At 62.0% G+C, this 18,906-nt stretch carries 16 protein-coding genes; 6 read left to right on the top strand and 10 right to left on the bottom strand.

What is annotated here, in order from left to right; all coding sequences use genetic code 11:
* Positions 1–31: 31 nt before the first annotated feature.
* The 5 genes from C5J22_RS19630 to C5J22_RS19650 are packed head-to-tail and all read right to left on the bottom strand — an operon-like array spanning position 32 to position 4,606.
* Positions 32–1,030: a branched-chain amino acid ABC transporter permease gene (locus C5J22_RS19630; RefSeq protein ID WP_046666493.1), complete on the bottom strand. Its 999-nt coding sequence runs from the start codon at positions 1,028–1,030 to the stop codon at positions 32–34.
* 1 nt (position 1,031) lies between these two features.
* Positions 1,032–1,919 carry a branched-chain amino acid ABC transporter permease gene (locus C5J22_RS19635; protein ID WP_046666492.1) on the bottom strand — a complete coding sequence of 296 codons (888 nt, stop codon included), beginning with the start codon at positions 1,917–1,919 and terminating at the stop codon, positions 1,032–1,034.
* Positions 1,920–1,923: 4 nt separating this feature from the next.
* Positions 1,924–2,625 (bottom strand): ABC transporter ATP-binding protein, encoded by a 702-nt coding sequence (locus C5J22_RS19640; protein WP_105439592.1) that lies wholly within the window; start codon positions 2,623–2,625, stop codon positions 1,924–1,926.
* The gene (locus C5J22_RS19645; protein WP_105419802.1) at positions 2,625–3,407 is read right to left on the bottom strand and encodes an ABC transporter ATP-binding protein; all 783 of its coding nucleotides are present in this window, start codon (positions 3,405–3,407) and stop codon (positions 2,625–2,627) included. Before C5J22_RS19645 ends, C5J22_RS19640 begins: the two co-directional genes overlap by 1 nt.
* Positions 3,407–4,606 carry an ABC transporter substrate-binding protein gene (locus tag C5J22_RS19650; protein WP_371412652.1) on the bottom strand — a complete coding sequence of 400 codons (1,200 nt, stop codon included), beginning with the start codon at positions 4,604–4,606 and terminating at the stop codon, positions 3,407–3,409. The genes C5J22_RS19645 and C5J22_RS19650 overlap by 1 nt, the downstream gene beginning before the upstream one ends.
* 196 nt (positions 4,607–4,802) lie before the next feature.
* Here C5J22_RS19650 and C5J22_RS19655 point away from each other — a divergent pair, with 196 nt between their 5' ends.
* A complete protein-coding gene (locus C5J22_RS19655; RefSeq protein WP_105400023.1) occupies positions 4,803–5,789 on the top strand; it encodes a LysR family transcriptional regulator in 987 nt (328 codons plus the stop codon).
* On the opposite strand, the gene C5J22_RS19660 is transcribed toward C5J22_RS19655, so the two are convergent.
* The 3 genes from C5J22_RS19660 to C5J22_RS19670 form a co-directional block, all read right to left on the bottom strand.
* Positions 5,738–8,893 (bottom strand): efflux RND transporter permease subunit, encoded by a 3,156-nt coding sequence (locus C5J22_RS19660; RefSeq protein ID WP_105439594.1) that lies wholly within the window; start codon positions 8,891–8,893, stop codon positions 5,738–5,740. The genes C5J22_RS19655 and C5J22_RS19660 overlap by 52 nt on opposite strands.
* 26 nt (positions 8,894–8,919) lie before the next feature.
* A complete protein-coding gene (locus C5J22_RS19665; protein ID WP_105439595.1) occupies positions 8,920–10,077 on the bottom strand; it encodes an efflux RND transporter periplasmic adaptor subunit in 1,158 nt (385 codons plus the stop codon).
* Between the two features lie 70 nt (positions 10,078–10,147).
* Entirely contained in the window at positions 10,148–10,750 is a 603-nt protein-coding gene (locus C5J22_RS19670; RefSeq protein WP_105439596.1) for a TetR family transcriptional regulator, read from the bottom strand.
* A gap of 274 nt (positions 10,751–11,024) precedes the next feature.
* On the opposite strand from C5J22_RS19670, the gene C5J22_RS19675 reads away from it, so the two are divergent.
* A complete protein-coding gene (locus tag C5J22_RS19675) occupies positions 11,025–12,968 on the top strand; it encodes a PAS domain-containing sensor histidine kinase (protein WP_105439597.1) in 1,944 nt (647 codons plus the stop codon).
* Positions 12,969–13,020: 52 nt separating this feature from the next.
* Positions 13,021–13,296 (top strand): BON domain-containing protein, encoded by a 276-nt coding sequence (locus C5J22_RS19680; protein WP_105439598.1) that lies wholly within the window; start codon positions 13,021–13,023, stop codon positions 13,294–13,296.
* Between the two features lie 70 nt (positions 13,297–13,366).
* On the opposite strand, the gene C5J22_RS19685 is transcribed toward C5J22_RS19680, so the two are convergent.
* Entirely contained in the window at positions 13,367–15,709 is a 2,343-nt protein-coding gene (locus C5J22_RS19685; protein WP_105439599.1) for a glucose/quinate/shikimate family membrane-bound PQQ-dependent dehydrogenase, read from the bottom strand.
* Between the two features lie 173 nt (positions 15,710–15,882).
* On the opposite strand from C5J22_RS19685, the gene C5J22_RS19690 reads away from it, so the two are divergent.
* The gene (locus C5J22_RS19690; RefSeq protein ID WP_105439600.1) at positions 15,883–16,518 is read left to right on the top strand and encodes a UdgX family uracil-DNA binding protein; all 636 of its coding nucleotides are present in this window, start codon (positions 15,883–15,885) and stop codon (positions 16,516–16,518) included.
* A 2-nt stretch (positions 16,519–16,520) separates the two neighbouring features.
* Positions 16,521–17,246, top strand: coding sequence for a glutathione S-transferase (locus C5J22_RS19695; RefSeq protein ID WP_105439601.1), 726 nt, complete (start codon positions 16,521–16,523; stop codon positions 17,244–17,246).
* A gap of 111 nt (positions 17,247–17,357) precedes the next feature.
* Here the strand turns inward: C5J22_RS19695 and C5J22_RS19700 are convergent, their stop codons facing one another.
* Positions 17,358–17,849, bottom strand: a complete 492-nt coding sequence (locus C5J22_RS19700) for a sigma-70 family RNA polymerase sigma factor (protein WP_245440483.1) — start codon at positions 17,847–17,849, stop codon at positions 17,358–17,360.
* Between the two features lie 203 nt (positions 17,850–18,052).
* On the opposite strand from C5J22_RS19700, the gene C5J22_RS19705 reads away from it, so the two are divergent.
* Complete coding sequence (locus C5J22_RS19705; protein ID WP_105439602.1) at positions 18,053–18,904, top strand: Ku protein; 852 nt, start codon at positions 18,053–18,055, stop codon at positions 18,902–18,904.
* Positions 18,905–18,906 lie beyond the last annotated feature (2 nt).

Raw genomic sequence — 18,906 nt, forward strand, 5'->3', positions numbered from 1 at the left:
GCAAGCCGCATCCCTGCGCCCTCCCTCTATCTTATCGTCTATGCTCGAAACCGAGCTTCCGGCCGAGCCGGGAGGCGTAGAATTCCCCGATAATGCCGCGTCGGAAAACGAGGACGCAGACCATGAAGATTACGCCGGTGACGATCGTCACCGGGAATTGAGACGTCGCCAGGTAGTTTTGCAGCGTGACCACCAGGCCCGCTCCGAAGATCGGCCCGATCAGCGTGCCGATACCGCCGAGAAGCGTCATCAGGATCACTTCGCCGGACATCTGCCAGGCGACATCCGTCAGCGTCGCGAACTGGAAGACCAGCGACTTCAGCCCGCCCGCAAGGCCCGCCAGGGCCGCCGACATCACGAAGGCCCCGAGCTTGTAGCGGGCAACGGAGTAGCCGAGCGAGATCGCCCGCGGCTCGTTCTCGCGGATCGACCGGAGGATCATGCCGAAGGGCGAGTTGATGAACCGCCAGATGATCACCATGCCGATCAGGAACACGGCCAGCACGAAATAATACATGTTGGTCGAGCTGTTGAGATCGATGAAACCGAACAGATGGCCGCGCGGCACCGACTGGATGCCGTCCTCGCCCTGGGTGAACTCCGCCTGCAGGCAGAAGAAGAAGAACATCTGCGACAGGGCGAGCGTGATCATCGCGAAATAGATGCCCTGCCGGCGGATCGCGAAGAACCCCATGACCAGGCCGAGCAATGCTGCGCCGACGACGCCGGTGAGGATACCGAGTTCCGGCGGAAAGCCCCATTCCTTGACCACATGGGCGGTGAAATAGGCCGCGCCGCCGAAGAAGGTCGCGTGGCCGAAGGAGAGCAGCCCGGTATAACCGAGCAGCAGGTTGAAGGCGCATGCAAACAGCGCGAAGCACAGGAGCTTCATCAGGAAGATCGGGTAGAAGAACATCGGCGCGAGGATCAGAGCCGCCAGGCCGATGATCACGAAGATCGTGTAGGTCCTGGAAGCGGTGGCCGAGCGCTCGATGCGCGGCTTGGCAGCGGTTTGGGTCATCTCGCTCATCTCACGCATCCCGTCCGAAAAGGCCGGCTGGCCGGAGTAGAAGCACGATTGCCATGATCACGAAGATCACGATGTTGGACGCTTCCGGATAGAACACCTTGGTGAGGCCCTCTGCAATACCGAGCATGTAGCCGGTGACGATGGCGCCCATGATCGAGCCCATGCCGCCGACCACGACCACCGCGAAAACGACGATGATGATGTTGGAACCCATCAGCGGCGAGACCTGGTAGATCGGCGCGGCCAGCACGCCCGCAAAGGCGGCGAGCGCCGCACCGAGCCCGTAGGTGAGCGTCAGAAGCACCGGCACGTTGACGCCGAAGGCTTGGACGAGCACCGGATTTTCGGTCGCGGCACGAAGATAGGCGCCGAGCTTGGTCTTCTCGATCAGCAGCCATGTACCGATGCAGGCAACCAGCGACACGACGACCACCCAGCCGCGATAAATCGGCAGGAACATGAAGCCGAGATTGGTGCCGCCGGCAAGCTGCGTCGGCACCGAATAGGGTTGGCCGGCCGCGCCGTAGAGATAGCGGAACGTGCCCTCGATGGTCAGCGCCAGGCCGAACGTGAAGAGCAGGCCGTAGAGCGGATCGAGATCGTAGAGCCGCGACAGCATCGTCCGTTCGATGATCGCTCCGAACAGGCCGACGACGATCGGCCCGAGGATCAGCGCGGCCCAGTAGTTGATGCCGAAATACTCCAGCATCAGCATCGCCGCGAAGGCGCCGAGCATGTATTGCGCGCCATGGGCAAAGTTGATGACGCGCAGAAGGCCGAAGATGACCGCCAGGCCGAGGCTCAGAAGCGCGTAGAAGGACCCGTTGATCAGGCCGATCAGGAGCTGCCCGAGAAAGGCCTGAAGCGGTATGCCGAAGATCATCGTCATAACGTCACACTCCCAGCACTTTATGCAGCATGTCCATCTTGCCCGGCAGCTCAGCCACCGGGAAATTCGCGACCATCCGCCCATGGTCCATCAGGTAGAACCGGTCGGCGACGCGGCTCGCGAAGCGGAAATTCTGCTCCACCAGGAGCACCGTCATGCCACGCTCCTTCAGCGTCTTCAGCACCTCGCCGATCCGCTGCACGATGACCGGCGCCAGGCCTTCGGTCGGTTCGTCCAATATCAAAAGCTTGACGCCGGTGCGCAGGATGCGGGCGATCGCCAGCATCTGCTGCTCGCCGCCGGAGAGTTTCGTGCCGGGGCTGGAGCGGCGCTCCTCAAGGTTGGGGAAGAGCTCGTAGATCTCCTCGAGCGACATCCCGCCTTCGGCCACGACCGGCGGCAGCATCAGGTTTTCCTCGACGGTCAGCGTCGAAAAGATGCCGCGCTCTTCCGGCACGAAGCCGATGCCGTTATGCGCCGTGCGATGCAGCGGCACGCCGAGCATATCCTTGCCCGCGAAACGGATTTCGCCTTTGCGCTCGCGGATGATGCCGACGATGGTCCTGAGCGTCGTCGTCTTGCCGACGCCGTTGCGGCCGAGAATGGTGATCGTCTCGCCCTCGCCGACCGTCATGTCGACGCCGTGCAGGACGTGGCTTTCGCCGTACCAGGCATTGAGGTTGGAAACTTGCAACAAGGGTGCCATCAAGCCTCCTCCGTGCCCATATAGGCGGTGCGGACGCGCGGGTCCTGGCTGACGGTGGCGTAGTCGCCCTCGGCGAGGATTTCGCCGCGCTGGAGCACCGTCACATGGTGGCAGATGTCGGCGACGACGGAGAGATTGTGCTCGACCATCAGCACCGCACGGGTCTTTGCCACCTCGCGAATGATGTTGGAAACGGTACCGATATCCTCCTGGCCCATGCCGGCCATCGGCTCGTCGAGCAGCAGCACCTTGGGATCGAGCGCCAGCGTCGTGGCGATCTCCAGCACGCGCTTGCGGCCATAGGAAAGGTCGGCGGCGAGCGCATTGCGCTCACGCTTCAGGCCGACCGACTCGATCAATTCGTCGGCCCGCGCATTCAGTCGATCGAGCGAGGAGACCGGCAGCCAGAACTGCGTCGAAAGCCCGTTCGTCCGCTGCAGTGCGACGCGAACATTGTCGAGCACCGTCAGATGCGGAAAGACCGCCGAAATCTGGAAGGAGCGGACCAGCCCCATGCGGGCGATCCTGTCCGGCGGAGTTTTGGTGATATCCGTGCCCAGAAGCGTGATCGAACCCGCCGTCGGCTGCAGAAACTTGGTGAGCAGGTTGAAGACGGTCGTCTTGCCTGCGCCGTTCGGGCCGATCAGCGCATGGACGCGCGCATGGTGGACGTCGAGATCGACGTTTTTCACCGCCATGAAGGCGCCGAAGCTTTTCGAGAGGCCGCGGGCGGATAATACCACCCGCGGCTCTTCTTGTTTTGCTGTCGCGGAAACCGCCATTACTTCACCAGTTCGCAGCCGCTCTTGGCGGGATCCATGTAGGCGTCCTTGCCAGGGATGGTGGCGAGTACGGTGAAATAATCCCAGGGCTCCTTGCTTTCGCCCGGCTTCTTGACCTGCAGCAGGTACATGTCGTGGATCATCCGGCCGTTCTTGGCGACCGTGCCGCCGCGGGCGTAGAAATCGTCGACCGGCATTTCGTGCAGCGCCTTGGAGACGGCATCCGCATCGTCGGTACCCGCCTTCTGGATTGCCTTCAGATACTGGGTGACCGCCGAATAGGTGCCGCTATGGACCATGTTCGGCATCTTTTTGGTGCGGGCGAAGAACTTTTTCGCGAATTCGCGGCTCTTGTCGTCGAGGTTCCAGTAATACCCCTCGGTCAGGGTCAGGCCCTGGGCTGCCTGCAGGCCGAGGCCGTGCACTTCGGCGAGCGTGAAGAGCAGTGCCGCAAGGCGCTGGCCGCCGGCGGTGATGCCGAACTCCGCCGCCTGCTTGATGGCGTTCGCCGTGTCGAGGCCGGCATTGGCAAGGCCGATCACCTTGGCGCCGGAGGACTGTGCCTGCAGCAGGAAGGACGAGAAATCGGTGGTGGCGAGCGGATGGCGGACAGCGCCGACGATCTTGCCGCCGGAGGACTTCACGAAGTCGCCGGTCTGCTGCTCGAGCGAATAACCGAAGGCATAGTCGGCGGTAAGGAAGAACCAGCTGTCGCCGCCCTGCTTGACGAGCGCGCCGCCGGTACCGACCGCGAGCGCATGCGTATCATAAGCCCAGTGGAAGCCGTAGGGGCTGCAGGCCTTGCCGGTCAGATCGGTGGTCGCCGCGCCCGTAACGATGTCGATCTTCTTCTTTTCCTTGCCGATCGCCTGCACGGCGAGCGCCACGGACGAGGTCGTCAGCTCCATGATCGCATCGACCTGCTGCGTGTCGTACCACTGGCGGGCGATGTTGGAGGCGATGTCCGCCTTGTTCTGGTGGTCGGCATCGACGATCTCGATCGAAGCCCCGAGAACCTTGCCGCCGAAATCCTCGACCGCCATCTTGGCCGCCTCGACCGACGACTTGCCGCCAAACTCGGAATAGACGCCCGACTGGTCGTTCAGGATGCCGATCTTGACCTTGTTGTCGGACGCACTCTGCGCGAATGCCGCGCTGCTTGCGAGAACGACGGCCAGGGACGTTACAAGTGACGTCATAATTGTCTTGCGCATAATTTCTCCTCCCAGAGAATAGGCCCAGAAAATTTGAAGGGTCTGTTCAAAATTGGTGAGCCGTTCTCCTCAAATCGGCTGCTCCGGATTGCATGGTTCAGGAAAACGGCCGTTGACGCAAGCAGGCCGCTGTAATTAATTGCAAACAGCATCTGTGCATTTTTGAACAGACGGGACCGCATTGAGCAACAATCAGAACTTCACCTGGGACGATCTGCAATATTTCCTGGCCGTGGCGCGCAGTGGACAGCTGTCCACCGCGGCACGTCAATTGCGCACCAGCCACGCGACCGTATCCCGGCGCATCGACCGGCTGGAATTCGCCCTGAAGGTCAAACTGTTCGAGCGCAATCCACGTGGGTATGTCCTGACCGGCATGGGCCAGCGCTTCATCGAGACCGCGGAGCGCATCGAGACCGAGGCCGACCGGCTGCAGGCGGATGTCGCCTCCGGCACCACGGCGCAGCGCGGCGTGGTTCGCTTAAGCACCCCGGAAGGGTTTGCGAATTTCTTCTTCGCCGACAAGATCCGCAGCTTCTGCGACAGCCATCCGAACATCTCGCTGGAACTGGTGACGATCCAGCAGATCATGTCGCTGTCGCGCAAGGAAGCGGATATCGCGGTCTCGCTCGATCCGCCGAAGGACGGGCCTTACCTGACGGAAAAGCTCACCGACTACAGTCTCAACGTCTACGGCGCGAAATCTTACCTCGCCAAGGCCGGTCCGATCCGCTGCCGGCAGGATCTGCTGTCGCATCCCTTCATCGGCTATATCGAGGATATGATCTTCGCGCCCGGGCTCGACTATCTTGGCGACGTCCATCCGGGTATCAAGGCGCGTTTCCAGAGCTCCAGCATCTTTGCGCAGCTGACCGCGACGCTGAACGGTCTCGGTCTTTGCGTGCTGCCGAACTTCATCACCCGCACGCGGCCGGATCTCGAAATCGTGCTGCCGGAAGAGGTGGAACTGAGACGCGGTTATTGGCTGATGTGCCATCGTGACCTGAGCCAGATCCCCCGGGTGCGGATGGTCAGGGACTATATCTTCCAGTCCGTCAAAGCCAATCAGGACGCCTTCCTCAGGAGTTACCAGGCTCCCGAGGAAGGCGCTCGCCGTTACTCCGCTGCCATCGGCAGGTCGTCACGGCTTTCGAAGAGGTCGCCCTGATTGGCGGGCGACCGGTCGTCCTTGTTCTTCTTGGGCTCGCGGCCGAAGAAGAGGGCGTAGGCGGCCGGCAGGACGAGGATCGTCAGCACCGTTGCGACCAGGATGCCGCCCATCATCGCATAGGCGAGCGGGCCCCAGAACACGCCGCGCGAGATCGGGTATAGCGCCAGCACGGCTGTCAGTGCCGTCAGCATGATCGGCCGGAAGCGGCGTACGGCTGCGCCGACGATCGCCTCCATCCGCTCCATGCCCGCCGCGATGTCCTGGTCGATCTGGTCGACCAGGATGATCGAGTTGCGGATGATAATGCCGAGCAACGCGATGACGCCGAGGATCGCCACGAAGCCGAACGGCGCGCCGGTCAGAAGCAGCGCCATGGCAGCGCCGATGATGCCGAGCGGGCCGGTTGCCAGCACCATCATCGCCTTGCCGAAATGCTGCAGCTGGATCATCAGCAGCACGAGGATGACCAGGAGCATGATCGGCGCCTTGGCAGCGATCGAGTTCTGGCTTTCGGCTGCATCTTCCGCACCGCCCTGGATCTCGACATAATAACCGGCAGGCAGGCTGGCACGCAGGTCGGCCATGCTGCTGTAGAGGTTCATCGACACCTGGGTCGGTTCGATGCCATCCGGCAGCGTTGCCTTGACGGTGATCGTCGGCAGGCGGTCACGGCGCCATTCGATACCCTGTTCGAGGACCGGCACGACCTTGGCAATCTGCGAGACCGGGACGAAGCCGCCGAAATCCGTCGGCACATAGACCGACTGGACCGCCGAGAGCAGGTTGCGGGTGGCATCCGGTTCACGGACGACGATCGAGACGGTTTCCTCGCCATCACGGAAGTCGCTGACCGGAGCGCCGGAGACTGCTGTCTGCAGCATCTGGCGGACACGCTGTGAGGTGACGCCCAGCGCCCGGGCACGATCCTGGTCGATGACCAGTTTCATGGCTGTCACCGGTTCCATCCAGTCGTCATGGATCGCGCCGAACAGCGGCTGCTGCTGGTAACGTTCCTTGACCTGGTCGGCGATGCGGCGCACTTCCGCCGGGTCCGGGCCGGTGACGCGCATCTGGACGGGCCAGCCGACCGGCGGGCCGAGGAACAGGCGGTCGACCTTGCCGCGCACGGTCGGGAAGTCCTGCGCAAGGATGGCGCGCAGCTTGACGATCAGACGCTCGCGGGCGTCGACGTCCTTCGACATGATCAGGAGCTGCGCGTAGTTGGGGTTGCGGAGCTGCTGGTCGAGCGGCAGGAAGAAGCGCGGCGCGCCCTCGCCGATATAGGTCGCAACGAAGGTCTTGTCCGCGTCGGGCAGGATCTTGTCTTCAAGGGCTTTCGCCTGGCGTTCGACTTCCTCGATCGCCGTGCCTTCCGGCAGCCACATGTCGACCAGGATTTCCGGCCGCGAGGACTGCGGGAAGAAGCTCTGCGGGATGAACTGGAACGACCACAGGCTGCCGACGAAGGCGCCGAGAGTGAGAAGCAGCACGATAGCCTTGTGACGCACGGACCAGCCGACCGCATGCCGGACGCCGCGATACATGCGGGTGTCGTAAGCATCGTGATGGGTGCCTGCGTGCGCCCGCTGCTTGAGGATCATGTAGCCGAGCCAGGGAGTGAAATAGACGGCCACGAACCACGACACGACGAGCGCGATGCCCACCACGTAGAACAGCGTGCGCACGTATTCGCCGGCGGTGGAATCGGCGAACCCGACCGGGATGAAGCCGGCAGTGGTGATCAATGTGCCGGTCAGCATTGGAAAGGCGGTGGATGAATAGGCGAAGGTGGCGGCATCGAGGCGTGCGAGCCCCTCCTCCAGCTTCCGTTCCATCATCTCGACGACGATCATCGCATCATCGACGAGCAGGCCGAGCGCGATAATCAGCGCGCCGAGCGAGATGCGCTGCAGCTCGATGCCCATGTAGAACATGATCGCGAACGTGGCTGACAGAACCAGCGGAATGGTGATGGCGATGACGATGCCCGAACGCCAGCCGATCGAGATCAGCGAGACGATGAGGACGATGACGAGAGCTTCCAGCAGGGCCTGGGTGAACTCGCCGACCGCTTCGGTAACGACTTCCGGCTGGTTGGAAACCTGCTCGACGGAAACGCCGACCGGCAGCGTCTGTTCGAAGCGCTCATAGGTGGCTTCGACCTCGTGCCCGACGTCGGTGACCTTGAAGCCCTTCGCCATGACGACGCCAAGCTGGACACTGTCGTGGCCATTGAAGCGGAACTTGCGCTGATAGGGGTTTTCGAGACCGGCGGTGACGGTGGCGATATCGCCGAGCCGGATCACCTGGCTGCCGGCCTTGAGGCGTAGTTCGCGGATGTCTTCCGGCGTGGTGACGCCGCCTTCGACCGCGATCCGCACCGACCGATCGGCGGTCTGAACGTTCCCGGCGGGATCGATATTGTTCTGGCCGGACAACGCATCGCGGATGTTGAGGACGGTGAGGCCGCGCTCGGCGAGCGCCTTCGACGAGACGTCGATGAAGATCTTCTGCGGCTGGTCGCCGAGGATGACCGCCTTTTCGACGCCGGGCGTGGCGAGCAGCATGTCGCGGGCCTGGATCGCGAACTGCTTCAGTTCAGGATAGCTGTAGCCTTCGCCGCTGATCGAATTGAGGGTGATGTAGGTATCGCCGAACTCGTCGTTGAAATAAGGACCGAGCAGGCCGGCCGGCAGATCCTGGGTGATATCCCCGATCTTCTTGCGGACCTGGTAGAAGGCGTCGTTGACCTGGGCGGTATTGGTGTCGCCCTTGATCTGCACCGTGGTGATCGCCACGCCGGCGCGGGTATAGGACTTGACCCAGTCGAGATGCGGGGTTTCCTGCAGCTTGCGCTCGACCTTGTTGACCACCTGATCCTGCATTTCCTGGATGGAGGCGCCGGGCCAGACGGTCTGCACGACCATGACGCGGAAGGTGAAGTCGGGATCTTCCTTCTGGCCCATGTTCATGACGCCAAGCGCGCCCATGACGATGATGAGGCCGAAGAGGAAGCGGGCGATGCTCGGATGGGCGATCGCCCAGCGGGACAGGTTGAACCCGCCCTTTTTCGGGGGATTGGCCTGATGAGAGGAGCTCATGGTCTTGGGTCCTTTAAGCCTGGCGATCAGGGCGCGAGCGATGCGGTGGTAAGGCTGCTGACGCTGCCGAAGCGGGAGGCGATCGCTTCCGGCAGCTTGACCTTCATGTCTTCTTTCATGAACTGGGTGCCGGCCGAGACGACGAGGTCGCCCTTGGCAATGCCCTCGGCGACGCGGACGCCGTCGTCGGAGAAGTCGGCGACCTTGACGGCGCGCGAACTGACGGTCCCCTTGCCGCGGTCGACGATCCAGACGACGGACTGGCCGTCCTTCTTGGAAAGCGCCGCAAGCGGAACGGCATAGGTGGCGACGGCATTGTCTTCATCCGCCTCGATCGTCGCGGTCATGCCAAGCAGGACCCGCGGGTCGTCCGGCAGGCTGACGCGAACTGCAAAAGTGCGCGATTGCGCATCGGCGCTGCCGGCCACTTCGCGGACCTTGCCGTCAAGGACGAGATCGGTAGCCGACCAGAAACGAGCCTTCACCGTCTTGCCCGGCTTGAACTGAGCGACGTCCATTTCCGGAACTGCGATCTGCACTTCCTTGCTGCCCTCGACGGCGACGGAGAGGACCGGAGTGCCGGACGCGACCACCTGGCCGATATCGGCGCTGACCGTGGTGACGATGCCGTTCTGGTCCGACTTCAACTCCGTATAGGCGACCTGGTTGCGGGCCTGGTCGAGCGCCGACTGGGCCGATTCCCTTTGCGAGATGGCCTGGTCGTTGGCAAGTTGCGCCTGTTCGAACTGCGATTGGGAGGAAATGCTCTTCTCGGCAAGCGTCTCGGCCCGACGACGGGCGAGGCCGGAGATTTCCACCTGCTTCTGGGCGGAGGAGAGATCGGCCTCGGCGCGGCGTACCGCGAGCTGGTAATCGACCGCGTCGAGCTTTGCGAGAACATCGCCGGGGCGAACACGTTCGCCGACGTCGACGAGCCGCTCTGTGATCTTGCCGGCAACGCGGAAGCCAAGGTTCATCTCGGTGCGCGCCTTGACGGAGCCGGAATATTGAAGTTTGCGGCCGTTATCGGCGGCGGCAACCTCGGTCACCTTCACCGGGCGAACAACTTCCGGGGCTTCGGCTTTTTTCTCTTCCGAGCAGGCCGTCAGTGCGCCGAGCGCGGCTGCCACGACAAGGCCTTTGAAGACAAATGAAACATTGCGTCTGGTCTTTACGAAAGACATGGCTCCGCACTCCTGATGGCGGGTTTTCGATCAAGACGCCCCTTGGCGCCCCGGAACTATTTCAAGCGAATTATCTGAGGGCCCTGAGGCCGAATTCCACCAGATCCTCGGGTTTGCCGATCCTGGTCTCCAGAAGGCAATCCGCAATGAGCTGCGGATGACAAAGCATGACCACGGACGACATGAAGCATTCGGCTGCGAGCTGGTGATCCTGCTCGCGGAACTCGCCGGCTTCGATGCCGTCCTTGATAAGGTCTGCAATAACGAGGCGGATACGTTCGAGATGCTGCTCGATGACCGGCCATTGTTGCTCGATGGCGATCACCACCATCTCATGCACCTTCTTCTCGTCGAGCATGGTCTCGAGCGTGAAGCGGTGCTGCTGCAGGACGTGATTGCGCAGCCGTTCAGCGGCGCTCACCGGCCGCTTCGCGTTGGCGAGTGCCGCCTGATAGCTGCCGTCGAGCATACGGTGCGCCAGAGCCTGATGGATGTCGGCCTTGGACGAGAAGAAACGGTAGATATTGGCAGGCGACATGCCGAGATCGCGCGCGATATCCGCCACGTTCGTCTTGGTGTAGCCGTAATGCTTGAACAGCCGCTCCGCCGCATCGAGGATGCGGCCGACATTGTCCTGCCGCGAGGTGTCCAGGGTATTTTCGTTGGTATCCATACCGCTGAAGTCTTTCGTTTTACGTGTGACGATTTTCATCTTTCGTCAGTCGTAAAGAAAAACTCGTCATCCGTCAACCCGTCTCGGCTCGTCGCCGTTGGGCACTCAAGATAAAAAGTTTGGGAAACAGGGAACCAAAATGGGACTTGGACATTATGTCGCGTTAGACCACGGGCTTCGTGGGCCGGGGAAGAGTAATGATCCTGTTGCATAGTCACAACTATTCGTTGCTACAGAGCATTAGACCACTAACTTCGTGGGCTGGGGACTATTGATGAGTGCGCCGCAAAGTTACGACGTTTCGTTGCTTGACGAGGAACGTTATCGTCTTCTCGTAGACGCCATCACCGACTATGCGATCTACATGATTGACCCTGAGGGCAAGATCGTCAGCTGGAATCCCGGCGCCCAGCGCTTCAAGGGATACGAGGCATGGGAAATCCTCGGCGAGCACTTTTCCCGCTTCTATACCCCGGAGGACCGGTTGGCGCGTGCGCCCGAGCACGCTTTGCGGACTGCTGCGACCGAAGGCCGCTTCGAAAAGGAAGGCTGGCGGGTCCGCAAGGACGGCGGCCGCTTCTGGGCTCATGTCATCATCGACCCTATCTGGGGCCGTTCCGGCGAGCTTCTCGGCTTCGCCAAGGTGACCCGCGATCTGACCGAACGGAAAAAAGCCGAGACGGAACTCCGATTGAGCGAGGAGAAATTCCAGCTCCTCGTCGAGGGGGTCACCGACTATGCTCTCTACATGCTCGACCCGGACGGTTGCGTCAGCAACTGGAATGCGGGTGCCGCGCGCATCAAGGGCTATACGGCGGACGAAATCGTCGGCCAGCATTTTTCAAAATTCTACACGCCGGAGGATCGCGAGCGCGGCGAACCCAACCGTAGCCTGGAGACCGCACGGCGCGAGGGGCGCTTCGAGAAGGAAACCTGGCGGCAGCGCAAGGATGGCACGCGCTTCTGGGCACATGTGATCATCGACGCGATCCGCAACGAGGAAGGCACGCTTCTCGGTTTCGCCAAGATCACGCGCGACATCACTGAAAAAGTCGAGGCGCAGAAGGCCCTCACCCAGGCGCGCGAGGAACTTTTCCAATCCCAGAAGATGGAGGCGATCGGCCAGCTGACCGGTGGCGTCGCCCACGATTTCAACAATCTGCTGATGGCCGTGCTGGGCAGCCTGGAAATCCTGAAGAAACGGCTGCCCGACGATCCGGCGCTGATGCCGCTGCTGGACAATGCCATTCAGGGTGCCGAGCGGGGTGCTGCCCTCACCCAGCGCATGCTGGCATTCTCCCGGCGACAGGAATTGAACATGCAGGCCATCGACGTGGCGGCACTTGTCGGCGGTATGATGGATTTCGTCCAGCGCTCGCTCAGCGCCTCCGCTTCCGTGGAAACCCGGTTTGCCAAGAACCTGCCGCATGTCGCGAGCGACCCGGTTCAGCTCGAGACCGCGCTTCTGAACCTTGTCGTCAACGCCCGCGACGCGATGGCCGGCGGCGGCACGATCGTCATCAGCGCCGAGGAATATTCGGCCGACGAGACGACCGGTAGGCTGAAGCCCGGCCGATATGTTCGGCTCTCGGTCGCCGATAGCGGCGAAGGCATGGACGAGGAGACATTGGTCCGCGCGACGACACCTTTCTTCACGACCAAGGGTGTCGGCAAGGGGACGGGGCTCGGACTTTCCATGGTGCAGGGCCTGACCGAACAGTCGGGCGGCAAACTCGATATCGAAAGCCAAAAGGGCAAGGGCACCACTGTTTCGCTCTACCTGCCTGCGGCAGATGCAAACGATTGTCCGCAGTCTTCGGAGAAAAACATGCCTTCACCAGTTGCAACTCCCCGAGGACGCCTGACCATTCTCGCCGTCGATGACGACGCGCTGGTCCTGATGAACACCACGCTGATGCTGGAGGATCTCGGCCACACCGTGATCGAAGCCTATAGTGGTACCGACGCCCTGAAGGAGCTGAGAAGCGGCGCCCATGATATCGATCTCGTCATCACCGATCATTCGATGCCGCGCATGACCGGCTCGGAACTTGCCGCCGTCATCCGCGAAGAAAGACCGGGCCTTCCCGTGGTGCTGGCAACCGGTTACGCCGAACTGCCTACCGGTGGCGACGATCGCCTGCCGCGACTGCCGAAGCCCTTCTCGCAAAACCAGCTTGAGGAGATCATCGCCACGGTTCTCGCCGGCGGGCGCTGAACCAATCGCCCTCGCCGCGCGTTGTCGTGCCGTGTCAGAACGGAGTACGATAATGGTCTTCAAGCATCAGCATTTTCACGAGACGCCTCCTGAGGTTGAGGCGGAATTCCCGCCAAGCGCGACGCTCGAAGGGGCGGTCTCCGATGCGCTGGCGTCTGCCGGCGGTATCGATGCAAGCGACGTCGCCGTCATCGCCCGCGGCTCCGAGGTCACGTTGAGCGGCACGGTCCAGCTGGAAAGCGAGATTGCACGAGCCGAGGAGGTGGCGCTCGGCGTCGCCGGAGTGGCAACCGTGCGCAACGAACTCCGTTTTACCCGCTCGGGGTGACCTCCTGACACCAATGATGAACGAGAAAGGCCCGGGCGTCGGACGCCCGGGCCTTTTTGTTCGGGCCTGCCTATCGCGGTAGCGCATAGGCGATCACGTAATCGCCGGGCTTGGTGCCGACCGAGCCGTGTCCGCCGGCCACCATCACCACGAACTGCCGCCCGTCGTCGACCGCATAGGTCATCGGCGTCGCCTGCCCGCCGGCCGGCAGCCGCGCCTTCCAGAGTTCACGGCCGTTGGTGAGGTTGTAGGCGCGCAGGTAGTTGTCGACCGCAGCGCCGAGGAACGCCACGCCGCCCTTGGTGATCATCGGCCCGCCTATGCCGGGCACCCCGACCTTGAAGGGCAGCGGCAGCGGCGTCATGTCGTAGACCGTGCCGTTGCGATGCTTGTAGGCGATCTGGCCGGTCCTGAGGTCGACGCCCGAGACATAGCCCCATGGCGGCGCCTGGCAGGGGATCTGCAGCGGCCCGAGGAACGGCCCCATGAAGACGCCATAGGGCGCCCCTTCGTTGCGGTTGAGACCCTGCTCGCTGCCCTTCTCGCCTTGGCCTTTTGGCGGGATGTCCGCACGCGGCACCAGCCTTGAGGTGAAGGCGAGATAGGTCGGCATGCCGAACATCACCTGCCGTTCCGGATCGACCGCGACGCTGCCCCAATTGAACGTGCCGAAATTGCCCGGATAGATGATCGAGCCCTTCAGCGACGGCGGAGTGTATCGGCCGAGATAATTGTACTGGTGGTACCAGATGCGGCAAACCATCTGGTCGAACATCGTGATGCCCCACATGTCCCGTTCCTCGAGCGGCCTTGGCTTGAACGACAAGGCCGATGTCGGCTGCGTCGGCGCGGTACGATCTTCCGGGATCGCACCTCCGGGCGCCGGTTCCTCGGTGATCGGGATGATCGGTTCTCCGGTGCGCCGGTCGAGCACGTAGATGTCGCCCTGCTTGGTCGGGCCGACCAGAGCCGGCGCCACCGTATTATCCGCCTTGGTGATGTTGAGGAGAACCGGCTGGGCGGGGACGTCCATGTCCCATAGATCGTGATGCACCGTCTGGCGCACCCATCGATCGGCGCCGGTATTGAGATCGAGCGCGACAATCGAGGAGGAATATTTCTCGACATTCTCGCTGCGACCAATGCCGAGCTGGTCCGGCACCTGGTTGCCGAGCGGTATATAAACGAGGCCCAGTTCCTCGTCGACGCTGAACACCGACCAGCTGTTCGGGGAGTTCGTCGTGTAGGTCTGGCCGGGCTGCAGCGGCTGCGTCTGGGACGGGTTCCCCGAATCCCAGTTCCAGATCAGCTGCCCCGTATTCACGTCGAAGGCGCGGATGACGCCGGATTGCGACTGGGTGGAATAGTTGTCGTTGACCGCCCCGCCGATGATGATCTTGTTGCCGACGATCGCCGGTGGCGAGGTCGAGTAGTAGTAACCGGCCGGATTGTACCGCATGCCGCTGGTGAGCTGCAGCGTTCCGTTGTCGGCAAAGGAGGTGCAGACCTGACCGTTCGCGGCATCGAGTGCAATCAACCGCGCATCCGACGTCGGCAAATAGACCCGTTCCGCACACGGACTGCCGGCTGCGGCTGCAGCGTCCTTGTAATAGCTGACGCCGCGGCAGGTCTGGTGCTGGCGATCCGGGTTCATTCCGGAATTCGGGTCGTATTTCCATTTCTCCTTGCCGGTCGTCGCATCGAGCGCGATCGCAAGGTTGTGCGGCGTGCAGAGATAGAGGGAATTGCCCACCTTGAGCGGCGTCACCTGATAGGTCGTCTCGCCCACGTCGTCAGGCCGCTTCACGTCCCCGGTCTGGTAGCGCCACACTTCCGTGAGGTTGGCGACGTTGTCGACCTTGATCTGGTCGAGCGGCGAATAACGCTGCCCATAAGGCGTCCCTCCATACTGGTGCCATTCACCGGCCGGCACGTTGCCGCCCATCGACGGAGCGGCGGCGACGGATTGTTCGGGAAGCTCGCCGCTCTGGTCCAGCGGATCAAGGAACATCGAGACGACGGCGACGACGACCGCGATCATCAGCGCAATTCCGAGCGGCAGGGCACTGGCGCCGTAGCGCATGCCGGTCGGGCTTGAAAAGCCGAGCGGGGTGCGGACCCAAGGGGTCAGAAGCCAGAGGCCCAGCACGATGATCAAGCCGCCGCGCGGGCCGAGCTGCCACCAGTCGAGCCCGACTTCCCAGATCGCCCAGGCGAGCGAAGCCAGCACGATCACGGCATAGACCCTGAGTGCCATGGCGCTCCTCAGGAAAAGCAGGATGCCGGTCGCCGCGAAGCCAAGACCGCAGATGATGTAATAGGCGCTGCCTCCAAGCAGCAGCAGTTGCCCGCCGCCAACGGCCAGAGCCAAGCCGATCAAAATAAAAACGACCGCCGTAATCCTGATAGCCATAATCAAAACCCTATCCGAACTGGAAAATCCCCGGGCGCGAAAAACCTCGCGGTACCCCGAGCCATCAACACAAGCTCTGTGCAAAAGTTCCAGCTCGTGTTCCCGCGATGCAAATTTAAAGGAACTCTCCCGCGACCAAGCAGGTTCTGGCATCGCTACAAGGAGTTGGAAGGATGCTGACATCGCCCAAAGGACCAGCCTTCGAGACGCCCGGCGCGGAGGGCAGCGCGGTGCCGGACGTCAGGCAGGATGCGGAAAACTGCACCCGTTGCGACCTCTACAAGAACGCCACGCATCTCGTGTTCGGCGAAGGGCCACCGAAGGCGAAAGTGCTGTTTGTCGGTGAGCAGCCGGGAGACAAGGAGGATCAGGCGGGCAAGCCATTCGTCGGGCCGGCGGGAAAGCTCCTCGATCGTTGTCTGGAGGAGGCCGGTATCGAGCGCGACATCTGCTACGTTACCAATGCGGTGAAGCATTTCAAGTTCACCCCGCGCGGCAAGCGCCGCATCCACGCCAAGCCCAATGCCGGCGAAGTCCGGGCCTGTGCCTGGTGGCTGGCGGCGGAGCTGCGCCTTGTCCACCCGAAACTCGCTGTAGCGCTCGGCGCGACGGCGCTTTATGCCTTGCTGGGAAAGCAGGCGAAAGTGACACGCGACCGCGGTACGGTCCTGAGATCGCCGGATGGCTTGCCGGTGCTGGTGACCATCCACCCTTCGGCACTGCTGAGGACGCTGGATCAGCCGGATGCGGAGCTCAACCGGGCCCGTTTCGTCGAAGATTTGAAAAAGATCGCAGAATTTCTGGAGTGACGATGACCTACGAACTTTATTATTGGGACGGCCTTCAGGGCCGCGGCGAATTTGTGCGGCTGGCGCTGGAAGAGGCCGGAGCCGACTATGTGGATGTCGCCCGTACCGATCGCGGCACGGGAAAGATGATGGACTATATCCACGGCAAGCACGGCTACGATATGCCCTTCGCACCACCCTTCCTTAAAGATGGCGACCTGATCGTCTCGCATGTCGCCAACATTCTCCACTATCTCGGGCCGAAGCTGGATCTGGTGCCGGAAGACGAAAAATCCCGCCTCTTCGCCCACGGGCTGCAGCTGACGATCACCGATTTCATCACGGAAGTGCACGACACGCACCACCCGATCAGCACCGCCGACTATTACGAGGATCAGCGGCAGGAGGCCAAGGCTCGTTCCAGGGCCTTTCTGAAACACCGCGTGCCGAAATTTATCGGTTATTTCGATCGCATCATCACCACAAACCCCACAGAGAGCGGCCATGCGGTGGGTGACGCCCTGAGCTATGTCGACCTGTCGCTCTTCCAGCTCGCCGAGGGCCTCCACTACGCCTTCCCGCGCGCCATGAAAAACTTCGACAGCGATTATCCAAACATCGCCAAGCTGCGCGACGCGGTCGCCAGACGTCCGAATATCGAAGCCTATCTCAAGTCGAAGCGCCGCCTCGCCTTCAACGAGTCGGGCATTTTCCGGCATTACCCGGACCTCGACCAGGATCCGGTCTGACCGGCTAGATAAACGCGAAAACCGGGGCGATCGTCACCAGGACGATCGCCACCGCGATCAATATGAACTTCATGACGACCTCCAAAGAAAAAGCTGTCGCGATGCGGCAGCTCAGTTGGTTTCTTCTCCCAGTTCCTGCAGAATTTGATGCCGCGCCCGGTTGAGGCGGCTTTTCACCGTGCCCACCGCGCAATCGCAGATCTCCGCCGTCGCCTCGTAACTTTCCCCAAGGATCGCGACCAGCGTCAGCACTTCACGATAATGCGGCGGCAGTTTCTGGAGCGCACGCTGGACCTCCTGGGCTCTTGCCGCCATCTCCTGGCTCGCCGCTACCGGCGTATCCCCGGAGATGTTCTCCTCGATCCCCGGCGCCTCGCGGCCAAGCACCTTGGCCCGCGTGTAAAAGGTGTTGCGCATGATGGTGAAAAGCCAGCTTTTCAGCTTGGTGCCCGGCTCGAACTTATCGAGATTGGCGAGCGCCTTCATCAGCGTCTCCTGCACCAGGTCGTCTGCATCGCTGGGATTGCGGCAGAAAGTACGGGCAAATGCGCGGAGAGCCGGAATAAGCCTCACTATGTCTGCACGTGCAGGATCACCATTCAACTGTGATTCAGACACCGTTGCCTACCTCTCCGAAGTCTTCATGGCTGGAATGACGGGGGCAAACGCACGCCTTGCGTATTTGGTTCCCCCAAGATGAATGCCCTGTTCATCTTCGTGACGGAAACCGCGCGCCGCTCGAGGGAACAAACAGGTCGGCAGGCCTGTTGATAGGACTTTCACAGAGTTCGGCCGGGAGTTCGGATATGGCACCGCGTGCAAACTGGAAAGGATATCTGAAGGTCGGAGAGCTGAGCTGTCCGGTTGCGCTTTATACGGCTGCATCGACATCCGACCGCGTCAGCTTTCACATCATCAATCGCGAGACCGGCAACCGCGTCCACCGCCAGATGGCCGACGCCGACACCGGCAGGCAGGTCGAAAGCGAAGACATCGTCAAAGGCTACGAAGTTTCAAGCGGCCAATATGTCTTCCTTGAGCCCGACGAGGTGAAGGCCGCCGTACCCGAGAGCGACAAGACGCTGGAGCTCGAAACCTTCATTCCCTGCGACGGCGTCGACACCATCTTCATTGACCGCCCCTATTATCTAGCACCTGCCGACAAACCCTCCGCAGAGGTCTTCGAGCTGATCCGAAAAGGGCTGAAGGAGAAGAATGTCGTCGCACTCGCCCGCACCGTGCTCTTCCGGCGGCTGCGCACGCTGCTAATCCGACCGAGCGAGAAAGGGCTGATCGCCAACACGCTGAACTACGACTACGAGGTCCGGTCGGCGAAGGAGATCTTCTCCGACATCAAGAGCTTCAAGATCGAGGGCGAGATGCTCGATCTCGCGGAGCACATCATCGACACCAAACGCGGCGAATTCGACCCGAGCGAGTTCGACGACCGTTACGAGGCAGCCCTTGCGGAGCTGATCAAGGCGAAGATCGAAGGCCGCAAGCTGAGGAAGCAGCCGAAGCCGGAACCGAAGAAGGTCTCCAGCCTGCTCGACGCACTGCGTCAGAGCGCCGGCGGCAGCAAGAAGACCGCGCCGAAGAAATCCGCCAAGAAAACCGTATCTCGTAAGACTGCCGCCCCGCAGAGAAAGGCGAGCTGATC

Source organism: Neorhizobium sp. T25_13, from assembly GCF_002968675.1.
Lineage (GTDB): Bacteria > Pseudomonadota > Alphaproteobacteria > Rhizobiales > Rhizobiaceae > Neorhizobium > Neorhizobium tomejilense.